At 68.1% G+C, this 13630-nt stretch carries 15 protein-coding genes; 5 read left to right on the forward strand and 10 right to left on the reverse strand.

Going from position 1 to position 13630, the window contains the following annotated elements:
• Nucleotides 1–20: 20 nt before the first annotated feature.
• Entirely contained in the window at nucleotides 21–1238 is a 1218-nt protein-coding gene (locus BLO63_RS14870; RefSeq protein ID WP_091441980.1) for an alpha/beta hydrolase, read from the forward strand.
• Between the two features lie 162 nt (nucleotides 1239–1400).
• On the opposite strand, the gene phaR is transcribed toward BLO63_RS14870, so the two are convergent.
• Entirely contained in the window at nucleotides 1401–1985 is a 585-nt protein-coding gene (phaR, locus tag BLO63_RS14875) for a polyhydroxyalkanoate synthesis repressor PhaR (RefSeq protein ID WP_091441983.1), read from the reverse strand.
• A 281-nt stretch (nucleotides 1986–2266) separates the two neighbouring features.
• Between phaR and BLO63_RS14880 the strand changes: the two genes are divergently transcribed.
• Together BLO63_RS14880 and phbB are read left to right on the forward strand one after the other, a co-directional pair.
• Nucleotides 2267–3445, forward strand: coding sequence for an acetyl-CoA C-acetyltransferase (locus BLO63_RS14880; protein WP_091441985.1), 1179 nt, complete (start codon nucleotides 2267–2269; stop codon nucleotides 3443–3445).
• 134 nt (nucleotides 3446–3579) lie between these two features.
• Entirely contained in the window at nucleotides 3580–4305 is a 726-nt protein-coding gene (gene phbB, locus BLO63_RS14885) for an acetoacetyl-CoA reductase (RefSeq protein WP_091441988.1), read from the forward strand.
• A gap of 68 nt (nucleotides 4306–4373) precedes the next feature.
• Here phbB and BLO63_RS14890 read toward each other — a convergent pair whose 3' ends face one another.
• Nucleotides 4374–4631 carry a PepSY domain-containing protein gene (locus BLO63_RS14890; RefSeq protein WP_091441990.1) on the reverse strand — a complete coding sequence of 86 codons (258 nt, stop codon included), beginning with the start codon at nucleotides 4629–4631 and terminating at the stop codon, nucleotides 4374–4376.
• A gap of 156 nt (nucleotides 4632–4787) precedes the next feature.
• Here BLO63_RS14890 and yddG point away from each other — a divergent pair, with 156 nt between their 5' ends.
• Entirely contained in the window at nucleotides 4788–5678 is an 891-nt protein-coding gene (yddG, locus tag BLO63_RS14895; RefSeq protein WP_091441992.1) for an aromatic amino acid exporter YddG, read from the forward strand.
• 56 nt (nucleotides 5679–5734) lie between these two features.
• Here yddG and BLO63_RS14900 read toward each other — a convergent pair whose 3' ends face one another.
• The 5 genes from BLO63_RS14900 to thpR all read right to left on the reverse strand — a co-directional run bounded on the left by BLO63_RS14900 (nucleotide 5735) and on the right by thpR (nucleotide 8820).
• Nucleotides 5735–6169: a cupin domain-containing protein gene (locus BLO63_RS14900; RefSeq protein ID WP_091441994.1), complete on the reverse strand. Its 435-nt coding sequence runs from the start codon at nucleotides 6167–6169 to the stop codon at nucleotides 5735–5737.
• 3 nt (nucleotides 6170–6172) lie between these two features.
• Nucleotides 6173–6946: a hydroxyacylglutathione hydrolase gene (gloB, locus tag BLO63_RS14905; protein WP_091441996.1), complete on the reverse strand. Its 774-nt coding sequence runs from the start codon at nucleotides 6944–6946 to the stop codon at nucleotides 6173–6175.
• Between the two features lie 115 nt (nucleotides 6947–7061).
• Nucleotides 7062–7580, reverse strand: a complete 519-nt coding sequence (locus BLO63_RS14910; protein WP_244517885.1) for an invasion associated locus B family protein — start codon at nucleotides 7578–7580, stop codon at nucleotides 7062–7064.
• Between the two features lie 216 nt (nucleotides 7581–7796).
• Nucleotides 7797–8207 carry a YkvA family protein gene (locus tag BLO63_RS14915; RefSeq protein ID WP_091442000.1) on the reverse strand — a complete coding sequence of 137 codons (411 nt, stop codon included), beginning with the start codon at nucleotides 8205–8207 and terminating at the stop codon, nucleotides 7797–7799.
• 79 nt (nucleotides 8208–8286) lie between these two features.
• Complete coding sequence (gene thpR, locus BLO63_RS14920; RefSeq protein ID WP_091442004.1) at nucleotides 8287–8820, reverse strand: RNA 2',3'-cyclic phosphodiesterase; 534 nt, start codon at nucleotides 8818–8820, stop codon at nucleotides 8287–8289.
• A 170-nt stretch (nucleotides 8821–8990) separates the two neighbouring features.
• On the opposite strand from thpR, the gene BLO63_RS14925 reads away from it, so the two are divergent.
• The gene (locus tag BLO63_RS14925; RefSeq protein WP_091442006.1) at nucleotides 8991–9824 is read left to right on the forward strand and encodes an MOSC domain-containing protein; all 834 of its coding nucleotides are present in this window, start codon (nucleotides 8991–8993) and stop codon (nucleotides 9822–9824) included.
• A 107-nt stretch (nucleotides 9825–9931) separates the two neighbouring features.
• Here the strand turns inward: BLO63_RS14925 and BLO63_RS14930 are convergent, their stop codons facing one another.
• The 3 genes from BLO63_RS14930 to prfA all read right to left on the reverse strand — a co-directional run bounded on the left by BLO63_RS14930 (nucleotide 9932) and on the right by prfA (nucleotide 13626).
• Nucleotides 9932–11092, reverse strand: a complete 1161-nt coding sequence (locus tag BLO63_RS14930; protein WP_091442008.1) for a DUF4167 domain-containing protein — start codon at nucleotides 11090–11092, stop codon at nucleotides 9932–9934.
• Between the two features lie 588 nt (nucleotides 11093–11680).
• Nucleotides 11681–12532, reverse strand: coding sequence for a peptide chain release factor N(5)-glutamine methyltransferase (prmC, locus tag BLO63_RS14935; protein ID WP_091442009.1), 852 nt, complete (start codon nucleotides 12530–12532; stop codon nucleotides 11681–11683).
• Nucleotides 12529–13626 (reverse strand): peptide chain release factor 1, encoded by a 1098-nt coding sequence (gene prfA, locus BLO63_RS14940; RefSeq protein WP_091442012.1) that lies wholly within the window; start codon nucleotides 13624–13626, stop codon nucleotides 12529–12531. Before prfA ends, prmC begins: the two co-directional genes overlap by 4 nt.
• Nucleotides 13627–13630 lie beyond the last annotated feature (4 nt).

Below are 13630 nucleotides of genomic sequence, written 5' to 3' on the forward strand. Positions count from 1 at the left end.
TGCGTGATGCAAGCCGTGGAATGCGCCGGCGTTTCGCCTGGCTGTTCGTGGCGGCCCTGGCGGCTCCTGTCTTGGCTGGCTGCGCTTCCCGCCCGGGCGACGACGCTCTCTCGGTCATTGAAGTCGACACGGTCAGCGTCAGCACGCACACGATCCTCGTCGCGTCCGCCCGCGCCCGCGACCCGCGCCCCGGCGTGTTCTACAGCGGCGAGCGGACGCCGGAACTGAGCTTCGCCAAGGTCGAGATCAGCGTCCCCCCGACCCACAAGTCGGGCATGGTGGAAGCGCCGACGAAATCGCCCCCCAACCCGGCCACCGACATGGTGGTACGCGAGGCGGTCTATCGTGACACGCCGGCGCAGTTCAACGCCGACCTCAAGAGCGAGCTCGCGAAGTACCCGGCCGGCAAGCGGCAGGCGGTCATCTTCGTGCACGGCTACAACACGCTGTTCTCGGAGGCGCTCTACCGCCTCACCCAGATGGCGGAAGATTCCAAGGCGCCCGGCGTGCCGGTGCTGTTCACCTGGGCCTCGCGCGGCGAAATCGCCGATTACGTCTATGACAATAACAGCGCCACCGCCGCCCGCGACCGGCTGGAAGAGACGATCCGGCTGGTCTTCGCCAGCGGCGCCGATCAGGTGACGATCGTGGCCCATTCCATGGGCAATTGGGTAACGGTTGAGGCGCTGCGGCAGATCAAGATTTCCGGCAACCCTTTGCCGTTAAGCAAGCTCGGCAATATCGTATTGGCCGCGCCTGATATCGATGTGGACGTGTTCAAGAGCCAGCTCAAGCGGATGGGCAAGCTGCCCAAACCCTTCATCGTCATCGTCTCGCGCGACGACAAGGCGCTGGCCTTCTCCAACTTCATCGCCGGCGACAAGCCGCGCCTCGGCGCCTACACCCACGACACCGAATTGGTCGAGCTGGGCGCGGTCGTGATCGACATGTCCAATGTGAAGTCGACCGACGGCTTCAACCACGCCAAATTCGCCCAGCTGGCGGAAATGGCGCCGCAGCTGCGCGGCATGCTGGCGCGGGCCGCACAGGCGAGCGGCGCCTCATCGGTCGAGGTGGCGGGAATCCAGTTCTCCGGCCTCGACCGGATGCGGGCGGCGCAGGTCGTGGCAGGGCTTCCCGACGCCACCCAATCGAGCGGTGGCGAAGCCAATGACAATGATCGGGTGGTCGATACCGCAACCTCGATCGTGAGAGCGAGTGCGGTCGCCCGCCCATGAGGTGGTGAGGGGCCGGCGCTCTGCGCCAGGCGGCGCGGGAGGGGACCCGACGGCGCCTGACGATGACGAGGGGCCGCTACTCGCCAGCCATGCGGACGCGCCGGGGCATCGCCCCGCGTCTCGCGGCCCTTACGGTGTGAAGGCTAAGCGGCTGCCCCGCCTTCACTCCTTCTTGCCGCCATCGCCCAGCTTATCGAGACGCTTCTGCATGTCCGCGACCTGCCGGCGCAGCTCGTCGAAATCGTCCGGCTGCGGGCTGGCGGCCGGCGCGGCAGCGGTCTCCTCGGCGCGACCGCCCGGCAGGAACATCTTGAAGGTGCGGTCGAACATTTCCATGTTCCGGCGGACATGCTCGTCCAGTATGCCGAACCCGCCAATGCCACCAATGCCCAGCGTCTTGGTGAAGTTCTCGCGCAGGCTGTTCTGTTCCTTGCTGAAGTTCTCGATCGTCATGTCGAGATAGCGCGGCACCAGCATCTGCATGCTGTCGCCATAGAAACGGATGATCTGGCGAAGGAAATTGATCGGCAGGAGATTCTGGCCCTTGCCTTCCTGCTCGAAGATGATCTGGGTCAGCACGGAGTGGGTGATGTCGTCGGAGGACTTTGCATCGTAGACGACGAAGTCTTCGCCGTTCTTGACCATCTGCGCGAGGTCTTCGAGCGTCACATAGGTGCTCGTGCCGGTATTGTAGAGGCGGCGGTTCGCGTATTTCTTGATGGTGACGGGTTCGTTGGATTTTGCCATTGTGATCCAGTCGCCTTGATCGTTTCCCATTGAAAACTCTAGGACGTTTCCCAGCGCCCGGCTACAGGAATTGTGGCGGCTTGCGGCCGCGCGCGGGGCCGGGCGAGAGGTCGAATGAGAGGCGGTGCGCGCCTCGTGCCTGACCTGACGTCAAGAAAATCCGCGTGCCATTGACATGGATCACGGGAGGCCACCACGATGCTGTCACACCTGATCGAGAAGGTGCGGCGCAGGCCCCCAGGCCGCGCTGCAAAACGGGACCGTACCGGAGGACGTCATTCATGAAAGACGGCATCGTCATCGTCGGCGCCGCGCGCACGGCTGTCGGCGCGTTCAACGGAGCGCTTTCCTCGCTGCCCGCCCATGAGCTGGGCAAGATCGCGATCGCGGCCGCGCTGGAGCGGGCCGGCGTCGCGCCGGGCGAGGTGAGCGAAACCATCATGGGGCAGATCCTCACCGCCGGCGCGGGCCAGAACCCGGCGCGCCAGGCCTCGGTGGCGGCCGGTATTCCGGTGGAAAGCCCGGCCTGGGGCGTGAACCAGCTCTGCGGTTCCGGCCTGCGCGCCGTCGCGCTCGGCTATCAGGCGATTCTCAACGGCGACAGCGACGTCGTGGTGGCCGGCGGCCAGGAATCGATGAGCCAGGCGCCGCACTGCGCCCATCTGCGCAACGGCACCAAGATGGGTAACCTTGAGATGGTCGACACGATGATCAAGGACGGCCTGTGGGATGCCTTCAACGGCTATCACATGGGCACGACCGCCGAGAATGTCGCCCGCCAGTGGCAGATCACCCGCGACCAGCAGGACGAGTTCGCCGTGGCCTCGCAGAACAAGGCGGAGGCGGCGCAGAAGGCCGGGCGCTTCAAGGACGAGATCGTCCCCGTCACCATTTCCTCGCGCAAGGGCGAGGTCATCGTCAGCGACGACGAATATCCCCGCCACGGCGCCACCCTCGATTCGATGACCCGGCTGCGCCCGGCCTTCTCCAAGGACGGCACGGTGACGGCGGGCAACGCCTCCGGCATCAATGACGGCGCCGCCGCCGTGGTGCTGATGTCGGCCTCCCGCGCCGCCGCTTCCGGTAAGAAGCCGCTGGCGCGCATCGTCTCCTGGGCGCAGGCGGGCGTCGATCCGGCGATCATGGGCTCCGGCCCGATCCCCGCCTCGCGCCGCGCGCTGGAAAAGGCGGGCTGGAGCGCGGCCGATCTCGACCTGATCGAGGCCAACGAGGCGTTCGCGGCGCAGGCCTGCGCGGTCAACAAGGACCTCGGCTGGGACACGAGCAAGGTGAATGTGAACGGTGGCGCCATCGCCATCGGCCACCCGATCGGCGCCTCGGGCGCCCGCATCCTCACCACGCTGCTCTACGAGATGGAGAAGCGCGACGCCAAGAAGGCGCTCGCCACGCTGTGCATCGGCGGCGGCATGGGCATCGCCATGTGCCTGGAGCGCGACTGACGCGCTTCCGCCACAGCCGGCAGGGACTGTGACCCATCGCGGCGGCAAGGCGGGCTCACGACCTTGCCGCCATCAAGAATCGACGTACAAACCGTCGAGAGTTCCCTAGGGAAGGGACGCCAGAGGGGGGATACATGGCGCGTGTTGCATTGGTCACCGGGGGGACGCGCGGCATCGGCGCGGCCATCTGCAAAGCCTTGAAGTCGGCCGGTTATTCCGTCGCCGCCAATTATGCCGGCAATGACGCGGCGGCCGCTAAGTTCACCGAGGAAACCGGCATCCCCGCCTTCAAATGGGACGTCTCCGACTTCGCGGCCTGCAAGGCCGGCATCGCCGAGGTCGAGGCCAAGCTCGGCCCGGTCGATGTGCTTGTTAACAATGCCGGCATCACCCGCGACGGCATGCTGCACAAGATGTCGCCCGAGAACTGGCACGCGGTGATCAACACCAACCTGTCCTCGGTGTTCAACATGTGCCGCAACGTGATCGAGGGCATGCGCGCGCGCAATTACGGCCGCATCGTCAACATCTCGTCGATCAATGGCCAGAAGGGCCAGATGGGCCAGACCAATTATTCCGCGGCCAAGGCCGGCGAGATCGGCTTCACCAAGGCGCTGGCGCAGGAAGTCGCGGGCAAGGGCATCACCGTCAACGCCATCTGCCCGGGCTACATCGCCACCGAAATGGTGCTGGCGGTGCCGAAGGAGGTGCTGGAGAAGAACATCATCCCGCAGATTCCGGTCGGTCGGCTGGGCGAGGCCGAAGAGATCGCGCGCTGCGTGGTGTTCCTTGCTGATGACGCCGCCGGCTTCATCACCGGCTCGACGCTCGCCGCCAATGGCGGCCAGTACCTCGCCTGAGCCAGGCGTCGCCTGAAGGGGGCGCCACCGCCGCTGCTGACGCGGGCGGCGGCGCTGTCCCAGGCCGATCAGTCGGTTTCGGTCTTGAGGATCTTTCCGCTCGCCGGATCGATATCGATCTCGATCCGCTGCTGGGCCGCATTGCGGCCCTCGACCTCCCATTTTCCGTCGTCCATCTCGATCTTGGTGATAGTGGCCACGCCATTGTCGCGGGCGATGCGCAGCGCGTCGTCGATGCCGATGGCCGGAGTCTGGGCCAGAACAGGCGCGGCGAACAGCGTGGCAAGAGCGAGGGCAGGCAGAAGGGAACGGGAAGGCGTCTTCATGCGGAACTCCTGAGGTGGTGAAGCTGACCTTAGGGTAATAGGGTCTCGTCGCGCAGGTTCCATCGCGCGGCGCGATTGTGGTCCGGGCCGCTCTTGGCTTGCGCCGTCCGGCCGGCGATAAGGGGCGCCCATCCAGATGTCCCACCGCGTGTCCCCATGCCCCTCCAAGCGACTGCCCCTCTCTCGCGCCGCACCGCCACGCTGATCGGCTTTACCGCCATCCTGCTGTGGTCGACGCTGGCGCTGGCGACCTCCTCCACCGGCGCGGTGCCACCCTTCCTGCTGACGGCGCTGACCTTTGCCATTGGCGGGGCGGTGGGGCTGGCGACGGCCTTGGTTCGCGGCGTCAGCCTCTCGGTCCTGCGCCAGCCCTGGCCGGTGTGGCTGCACGGGGTGGGCGGGCTGTTCGGCTATCACTTCTTCTATTTTTCGGCGCTGAAGCTGGCGCCGCCGGCCGAGGCGGGGCTGATCGCCTATCTCTGGCCGCTGCTGATCGTGCTGATGTCGGCCTTCCTGCCGGGGGAAAGGCTGCGCCCGGCCCATATTGCCGGGGCGCTGATGGGGTTGGCGGGCACCGTGGTGCTGCTGGGCGCGCGCGCCGGCGGCTTCGGCTTCGCGCCGGAATTCGTGCCCGGCTATCTCGCCGCGGCGCTCTGCGCGGTGATCTGGGCGGTCTATTCGGTCGCCTCACGGCATTTCGCCAAAGTGCCGACCGAGGTCGTCGCCGGCTTCTGCCTCGCCACCGCCGTGCTGTCGGCGCTCTGCCATGTGGCGTTCGAGCCGTCGGTGTGGCCGTCCGGGGGCGGGGAGTGGCTGGCGGTGCTGGCGCTCGGCATCGGGCCGGTCGGCATCGCTTTCTACACCTGGGACATCGGCATGAAGCGCGGTGACATCCGCCTGCTCGGCGTCATGTCCTACGCCGCGCCCGTGCTCTCCACCCTTCTGCTGGTGGCGGCGGGCTTTGCTGCGCTGAGCTGGTCGCTCGGTCTTGCCTGCGCGCTCATCGTCGGCGGGGCCGCCGTGGCGACACTGCTGGCGCGGCGGTAGGGCATGTTCCGCAAAAGTTGACGACTTTTGCGACAAGAACGTGCCCCAGCGACGGTTCAGCCCGGTGACCAGCCGGGCGCCGCCAGTTCAAAGCCAGCAAAGTCGAAGCCGGGCGCCACCGTGCAGCCGACCAGCGTCCAGTCGCCGAGGCTGCGCGCCGACTGCCAGGCGGCGCGCGGGACAATCCGCTGCGGTTCCTCGCCGACACCCGTGCCGAGACGATGCGCCGTCACCGGACCGGAATCGGTCCGCGCCATCCGCAGTTCCAGCGCCGCGCCGGCATACCAGTGCCAGGCCTCGACGGCGTCCACGCGGTGCCAGTGCGAGACCTCGCCAGCGCTGAGCAGGAAATAGATCGCGGTGGAGGCGGCGCGCCCGTCCGCCGTCGGGTGCGGGTCGCGGAAGGTCTCGCGGTAATGCCCGCCCTCCGGGTGCGGCGCGAGGGCGAGGCGGGCAATGACCTCCTCGGCGGAAAGGCCGTTCAGCTGCATGGGTCAGCCCCGGAAGCTGTTCTTGAGGCTGCGCAATTCGGTGAAGACCGCGCCCGGCTCGGCGCCGGGCAGGCCGATGCGGGCGGCCAGCTCGGGGTCGTCCGCGCGCATGAAGGGGTTGGTCGCCTTCTCCGCGCCGATGGTGGTGGGCAGGGTGGTCTTTCCCGCCGCCCGCAGCGCCTCGATCTCCTCGACCCGGGCGGCGACCGCCGCATTGTCGGGCTCCAGGCTGAGGGCGAAGCGCGCATTGGAGAGGGTGTATTCGTGCCCGCAATAGACCGCGATATCGTCCGGCAGGGTGCGCAGGCGGGCGAGCGATTCCCACAGCACCGGCGGGTCGCACTCGAAGGGCCGGCCGCAGCCCATGACGAACAGCGTGTCGCCGGAGAACAGCAGCCGCTCGTCCTCGAACAGGAAGACGATGTGCCCCTTGGTATGGCCGGGCGTCTCCATCACCCGCCCGACCAGCCCACCGACGGCGACGGGGTCGCCATCCACCACCGCGAAGTCGAGGCCGGGAATGGTCTCGCGTTCCGCCTTCGGGCCGATGACGGTGGCGCCGAAGCGCTCCTTCAGCGCCTCGACGCCGGCAATGTGGTCGGTGTGGTGGTGGGTGACGAGGATATGGGTGAGCGTCCAGTCCTCGCGCTCCAGCGCGGCCAGCACCGGCGCCACTTCCGGCACGTCGATGACAGCAGTCGCCTCCGTCACCGGATCGCGCAGCAGCACCGCGTAATTGTCGGCAAGGCAGGGGATGAGCCGCAGTTCGGCAGGCATGATGACCTCGAAAATGGGCGCTCGGGGAACGGCGCGGCGTAAAGCCGTCGCCGTCAGTCTAGAGGCCTTTCCGATCCGATGGATACCGCCGGATCGAAAGGGCGCTCGCGAGGGGTCAGCGGCATTCCTGGGCGGCGCGGTCGATCGCCGCCGAGATGCCGCTGAGGGAATAGGTGTCGGTGGTGACATTACCGCGCGCCGAGGTGCTTTTCACCACCACGTCGCGGCCCTTGCGCAGGGCGTCGACCAGGCGCGCCTCCTCGGCGACATTGCGCACCCAGGCGCCAGTGCCGCGGGTATAGAGGTCGAAACTGGCCGGCCCGATGGTCAGGGTGGCGTCAGTGCCTTCCTTCAGGGTGAAGCCCATGACGACGCTGACCTCGCCCTTCACATTCTCGGCGGTGCGGGTCGAGATGAAGAAATAGGCCGGATCGCGCTTGAGGCCTGCCGGCATGCGGGTCTTGGGCTGCGACAGCGCGTAGCAGATCTTTCCGCTGCCGCTGGTGTCGAGATAGACCCCCCAGTCGCCCGACTGGGTGACGAGCTTGGGCGCACCCTGGGCACTGGCGCCGCCGATCCCGATCATTGCCATTGCCAGGCCGGCGAGGGCGGCGCGCGCGGTGCGTCGAGCCATGGTCTGCATCCTCCGTATCCTCGGGCCGCCGGGGCGGCTCCGCGTGATTCTCCGTATCGGCCGCTCAGGGATATCCGCGGGAGTCGCGGCTGTGAACCCTTGGTGCTCCGATAGGAACCGTTTGAAGCTCAATTGGCGCAAGGGGGGCGGCGAATTGATGGCAGGCGCGGCCATGCGGCGGATTTCTCCCGAACGCACCGGCCTACCGCATCGTCATCACGCACGCAGCCGCGCCAGCGCCGCCCGTGCCGCCGCACGGTGATCGTCGCCGATATGGCTGGCGAGCAGGTTGAGCGCCGTCGCCAGCACCGCCGCGTCGTCGGTGAAGCCGAGGCCGACGATGATGTCCGGCACCGCATCGGTGGGCAGCAGAAAATAGGCGAGGGTGCCGAAGAGCAGGCCCCGCACCCGTGTCGGCGTCTGGCTGTCCAGCGCGCAGTAATAGGCAGCCGCCGCGTCCTCGGCGAAGGGAATGCGCGACAGGGCGCCGGCCAGTTTCGGCCAGAAGCGGGCGCGCACCCGCGCCTCTTCCTCGGTGCCGGCGCCGGGACGGTCATGGTCCGCCATCCCGATGCCGTCCACGTCTCGGGTGTCGGCGTCGAAAGCAGGGTCGGATCGGTGGATCATCTCTTTCTCCCGACGGGTCCAGGCAAGCCCGTCCCACTTGAGATGGTTTCCATCGCCGCCTTTCGCAACATCGCCGCCGTCACATCAGCGGATAGGCGGCCTCCACCCGATAGGGCCCGCCGCCGACGGAATCGCGCGAGGAATAGAGGACGAAGCGCGAGACCTCGAAGGTGGCGCTGCGGAAATAGCCGCGCAAAGCGAGATAATCCGCCACCTGCCGGGGGGCGGCGTCGCGCAGCCGGGCCAGCGTGACATGCGGGCGGAAATTGCGCCCTTCCGGCGGCAGGCCGATGCGCTTCATCGCCCGCTCATGCTCGGCCTGGAGCTCGTTCAGTGCCTGATTGGCCTGGACACCGGCAAAGATCGAGTGCGGCTTGTGGTTGCCGAACTGGTCGACGCCTGAGAGGGTGAGGTCGAAGCCGAAGCGTTCGATCTCGTCGAGCGCGGCGGCGGCGTCCCGGGCGACCACATGGTCGACATCGCCGATGAAGCGCAGGGTGACGTGGTAGAAATCCGGGCTGATCCAGCGTGCGCCGGGAAGGCCGCCGCGCAGCATCGACAGATGCTCGGCGACCTCGCTCGGGATTTCGAGGGCGGTGAAAAGCCGCGGCATGACCCCCTCCTATGGTGTCGGCAAGGGAACCCGTCCCGCATTGAGACGGATTCGCAGACCGAGGAAAAGCCAAAAATACGACAGGCAAAACACGGGCCGTCCGCAGTGCCGCCACGGGCGCGGATTATCGCTGCGGCTGACGTCGGCGCCGTGAGCCGATATGGTGAGGCATGATGAGCGAATCGACCGACGACGCTGAACTTTTCACCACCGCCGAGGACGCGGCGAGGTCTCTCGCCTTCGCCAGCGTGCAGTCGATCTATCGTTACCCCGTGAAGGGGCTGACGCCGGAGCGGCTTGAGCTGGTCGAGCTGATGGCGGGGAAATATTTCCCCGGCGACCGGCTCTTCGCCATCGAGAACGGCCCGTCCGGCTTCATTCCCGAAGCCCCGGCCTTCCAGCCCAAGATCAAGTTCCTGATGCTCATGCGCAATGAGCGCCTGGCCGCGCTCGAAGCCCGCTTCGACGACGCGACGGCGGAGCTGGTGATCCGGCTCGACGGCAGCGAGGTGGCACGCGGCAAGCTCGACACGCCGGAAGGGCGGGAGGCGATCGAGGCGTTCTTCCAGCGCTATTCCCGCTATGAGCTGCGCGGCGCGCCGCGCGTTCTGGCGGCGCCGCCGGAGTTCCGCTTCGTCGACACCACCGAGGGCTATGTCTCGCTGATCAATCTGGCGAGCTGCCGGGCGCTCGGCGACATTATCGGCCAGCCGGTGGATCCGCTGCGCTTTCGCGGCAATCTCTATCTCGATGGCATGGAGCCGTGGGAGGAGTTCGATCTCGTCGGCCACACGATCGAGGTGGGCAGCCATGTCCGGCTCAAGATCACCCAGCGCATTTTCCGCTGCGCCGCCACCAATGTCGACCCGGTGACGGCCAAGCGCGACATGGATGTGCCCGGCACGCTGATGCGCACCTTCGGCCATACTGATTGCGGCATCTTCGCCGAGATCGAGCAGGGCGGGCTCATCGCCGACGGCGATTCGGTGCGGATCACGCTCTGAGACCCGATTCGAGGCCCGTTTCGGCCGCCTTGGGCCGTCCCCTCCACCCCGCAACAAAAAAGGCCCGGCTGAGCCGGGCCTTTTTCATCTTTGAGCGGTGACGTCGGTCACTCCGCGACTTCCGCCGCGGCGGGCTCGGAGCCTTCGCCTTCGCCTTCCGTGTCGCTGCGACGGTAGCGGCGCCGGCGCGTGCGCGGGGCACGGCCTTCGGTGTCGTCGGCCGGGGCTTCTTCAGGCGCCACGGCGGCGGCCGGCTTGGCGGCGCGGGTGCGGGTCTTCGGGGCAGGGGCCTCGGCGGCGGGCGGCGCCTCCACCGGAGCGGCCGGCGCGGGGGCGACCGGCGCCGGAGCAGCGACGGCCTTGGGCTCGACGGCGTCCGCCGGTGCCTCGGTCTTGCGCGCGGCGGCGGGGCTCACCGGGGCGGTGCCGCCGCTCTGGGTGATGAAGGCCGGCAGGCCGATCTCGGCCTCGACTTCCGGCCCGAGGCGCGGCTGCGGCTGCTGGGCGGGTTCGCGGTAGCCGGCATCGCCATTCTCGCGGGGGGCGCGATTGTCGCGATAGGGGCGGCTCTCGCGCGACCAGCGGCCTTCGCGCGGCTCGCGCTCGGGGCGGTCGGGACGTTCACTGCGGTCGCGCTCCGGGCCACGATCTTGGCCACGGTCCTGACCACGATCTTGCGCCCGCTCCTGCCCACGCTGCTCCTGGTTACGGTCGGGACCACGCTCCTGATTGCGGTCGGGGCCGCGCTCCTGGTTGCGGTCCTGCCCGCGCTCGCGATTGTCGCGGCGGTTGTCGCGGTCGCGGAAGAAATCGCGCTGGCCTTCACGCGGGCCGCCGTCGCGCTGGTTTCCATCGCGCTGACCGTTGTCACGATGGCCGTTGTCACGCTGGCCGTTGTCGCGCGGGGCCTGCTCGCGGGCCTGATAGACCGGCTGGTTGTCCGAACCACCCTCGTCCATCTCGTCGTCGAACTCATCATCGTCGGAGCGCTGGTAGGGCTGCCCCTGCACGCCGAACTGCGCCTGCGCGGCGGCGATGATGCGGTAATAATGCTCGGCGTGCTGGAGATAGTTCTCCGCCGCCACATAGTCGCCGGTTGCCTGCGCATCGCGGGCAAGCTGCTGGTATTTCTCCACGACGTGCTGCGCCGTGCCACGCACCTTCACATCCGGGCCGTTCGACTCATAAACGCGCGTAAGCGGATTCTGGCTGCGCCGATTGCCGTTGTTGCGGCCGCGCGTACGCTTCTGCTGATTATTATTTCGCATCGAGTTGGTCTCTGGTGCCCCACAAAGCCGGACGGGGAACCCCCGTTCGGTGCCATACAGGCGGGTCAATGACACGGTGTCCGCAGTCCCGCTCCTTCGGCCTAGGCCATCGGCAACGGCACGGCGGGAAATCTCGCCGTCGGTCAGGAAAAGCTGCCGCAGGCCGGAACCCTCGGGTCCCAGTCGCGCCGCAGGTCGTCCTCGACCATCGGGCTTCTTCCATGGGAGCGCATCTCGAAGATGCTTCGCCGCCGGCCACGCCGACGCCGATCCGTCCTGACCGCATTTCTCCGGCCCGGACCCGGCGCGCGCAAAAAATGCGCTGCGGCCGACCCCATGTTTCATCGCGTAACCGAGGCCACGCCGATAAACTCTTGGAGCGTTCGCCCCTTATGAAACGGGTTGCATCTAGGCCTTTCGCAAGGGCCCGAATGCCACTGCCAGCGACGAGCACGGCAACTCGGATCGTTGAGCGGCCGGCGTTCCAATCACCAAAAGGCAGATGATGTCTCAGGACGATTCCTGCAAACGACACTAATCGGTTCGGTATCGCCTTCCAAGCCCTTTTTTGTGGCGTCTCCCGCAATATCAAGGCTTGCGGGCGACGAGTGCGCGGGCGATCCCCGCCAGATCGCGCCGCGCCGGACCATCGGCCGGCAGGCCGGCGGCAGCGAGCAGCGCGGCGACATCCGCCTCCTGCCCGATGCCCAGTTCCAGCACGGCGCCGCCACCGGGCACCAGCAGGCCGGGCAGGGCGTCGGCGAGGGCACGGTAGGCGTCGAGCCCTTGCGGGCCGCCGTCGAGCGCAAGACGCGGGTCGTGTTCGCGCACCTCCCGCTCAAGCGCCGGGATATCCGTGCTGGGAATATAAGGCGGATTGGAGACCACAAGATCGAAGCCGCCGGAAAGCGCCTCGCCCCAGTGCCCCACCAGCACGGATGAACGCTCCGAGAAGCCAAGCGCGGCAAGGTTTTCGCGCGCCTGCCGGGCGGCGCCGGGTGACAGGTCGACGCCGACACCAAAGGCAGCGGGATATTCGCTCAGCAGCGCCGCCAGCAGGGCGCCGCTACCGGCGCCGAGGTCGAGAATCCGCAGCGGCGCGGCGTGGTCGGGGAACAGCGCCAGCGCCGCCTCGACCAGCGTTTCCGTCTCCGGGCGCGGCACCAGCGTCTCGGGGGCGAGGGTGAAATCGAGGCTCCAGAATTCCCGCCGTCCGGTCAGCCGGGCCAGCGGCTCGCCCTCGGCGCGGCGTTCGGCGAGGGCGCGCAGCCGTGCCGCGTCGTCCGCCGCGACCTCCTGCTCGCCGCGCGTCACCAGGTCGAGATCGCTGAGGCCGAGGCTCGCCCGCAGCAGCGCCCGGGCCTCGCGCTCGGGCGCCTCCAGCCCCTTTTCCGCAAAGGCTGCGGCAAAGGCGCGCAGCAGGGCGGTGCGGGTGGTCACCGCTCGCCCCAGCCGGCGCTCTCGGCCTCGGCCAGCAGCGCCGCCTGATATTCGGTGGTCAGCGCCTCGACTAGCTCGCCCAGCGCGTCGCCGGCGAGAATTTCCGGCAGCTTGTGCAAGGTGAGGCCGATGCGGTGGTCGGTGACGCGCGCCTGCGGGAAATTATAGGTGCGGATGCGCTCGGAGCGGTCGCCGGAGCCCACCTGCACCTTGCGCTCGCTGGCGCGGGCGCTGTCGCGCCGCTCGCGCTCGGCCTCGTAGATCTTGGCGCGCAGCATGCCCATGGCGCGGGCCTTGTTCTTGTGCTGCGAGCGCTCGTCCTGCACCGCGACCACCGTGCCGGTGGGGATATGGGTGATCCGCACCGCGCTTTCGGTCTTGTTGACGTGCTGGCCGCCGGCGCCAGAGGCGCGGAACACGTCGATGCGCAGATCGGATTCGTTGATGTCGACGTCCACCTCCTCCACCTCAGGAAGCACCGCCACGGTGGCGGCGGAGGTGTGAATGCGGCCCGAGGCCTCGGTATCCGGCACGCGCTGCACGCGGTGGACGCCGGATTCGAATTTCAGCTTGGCATAGGCGCCCGAGCCATGCAGGCCGGCGACGATTTCCTTGAAGCCGCCGGCGGCGCCCTCGGTCATCGACAGCACCTCGACCGACCAGCCGTTCAGGGCGGCGAAGCGCTCATACATGCGGAACAGGTCGCCGGCGAACAGCGCCGCCTCGTCGCCGCCGGTGCCGGCGCGCACTTCCAGGATGACGCCGCGCTCATCCATCGCGTCCTTGGGCAGCAAGGCGAGCCGCACGGCGTGGGAGAGGGTGTCCACCTCTTCCTCCAGCGTGTCCGCCTCTTCCTGCGCCATCGCCGCCATCTCGCGGTCGCCGGCAGCCTCGGTGGCGAGGGTGCGGGCCTCTTTGAGCTGGCGTTCGGCGCGGCGCAGCGCCTTCACGCTCTCGACCAGCGGCGAGAGGTCGGAGAACTCCCGCGACAGGCGGACATAGGTTTCCGCCTCCGGGCTGGCGGAGAGGGCGTGCTCGATCTCGGCATGGCGCGCGAGAAGCTGGTCGAGCCGGGCATCGGGCAGGGCGGTCACGCGG

This window comes from Ancylobacter rudongensis (assembly GCF_900100155.1).
GTDB lineage: Bacteria > Pseudomonadota > Alphaproteobacteria > Rhizobiales > Xanthobacteraceae > Ancylobacter > Ancylobacter rudongensis.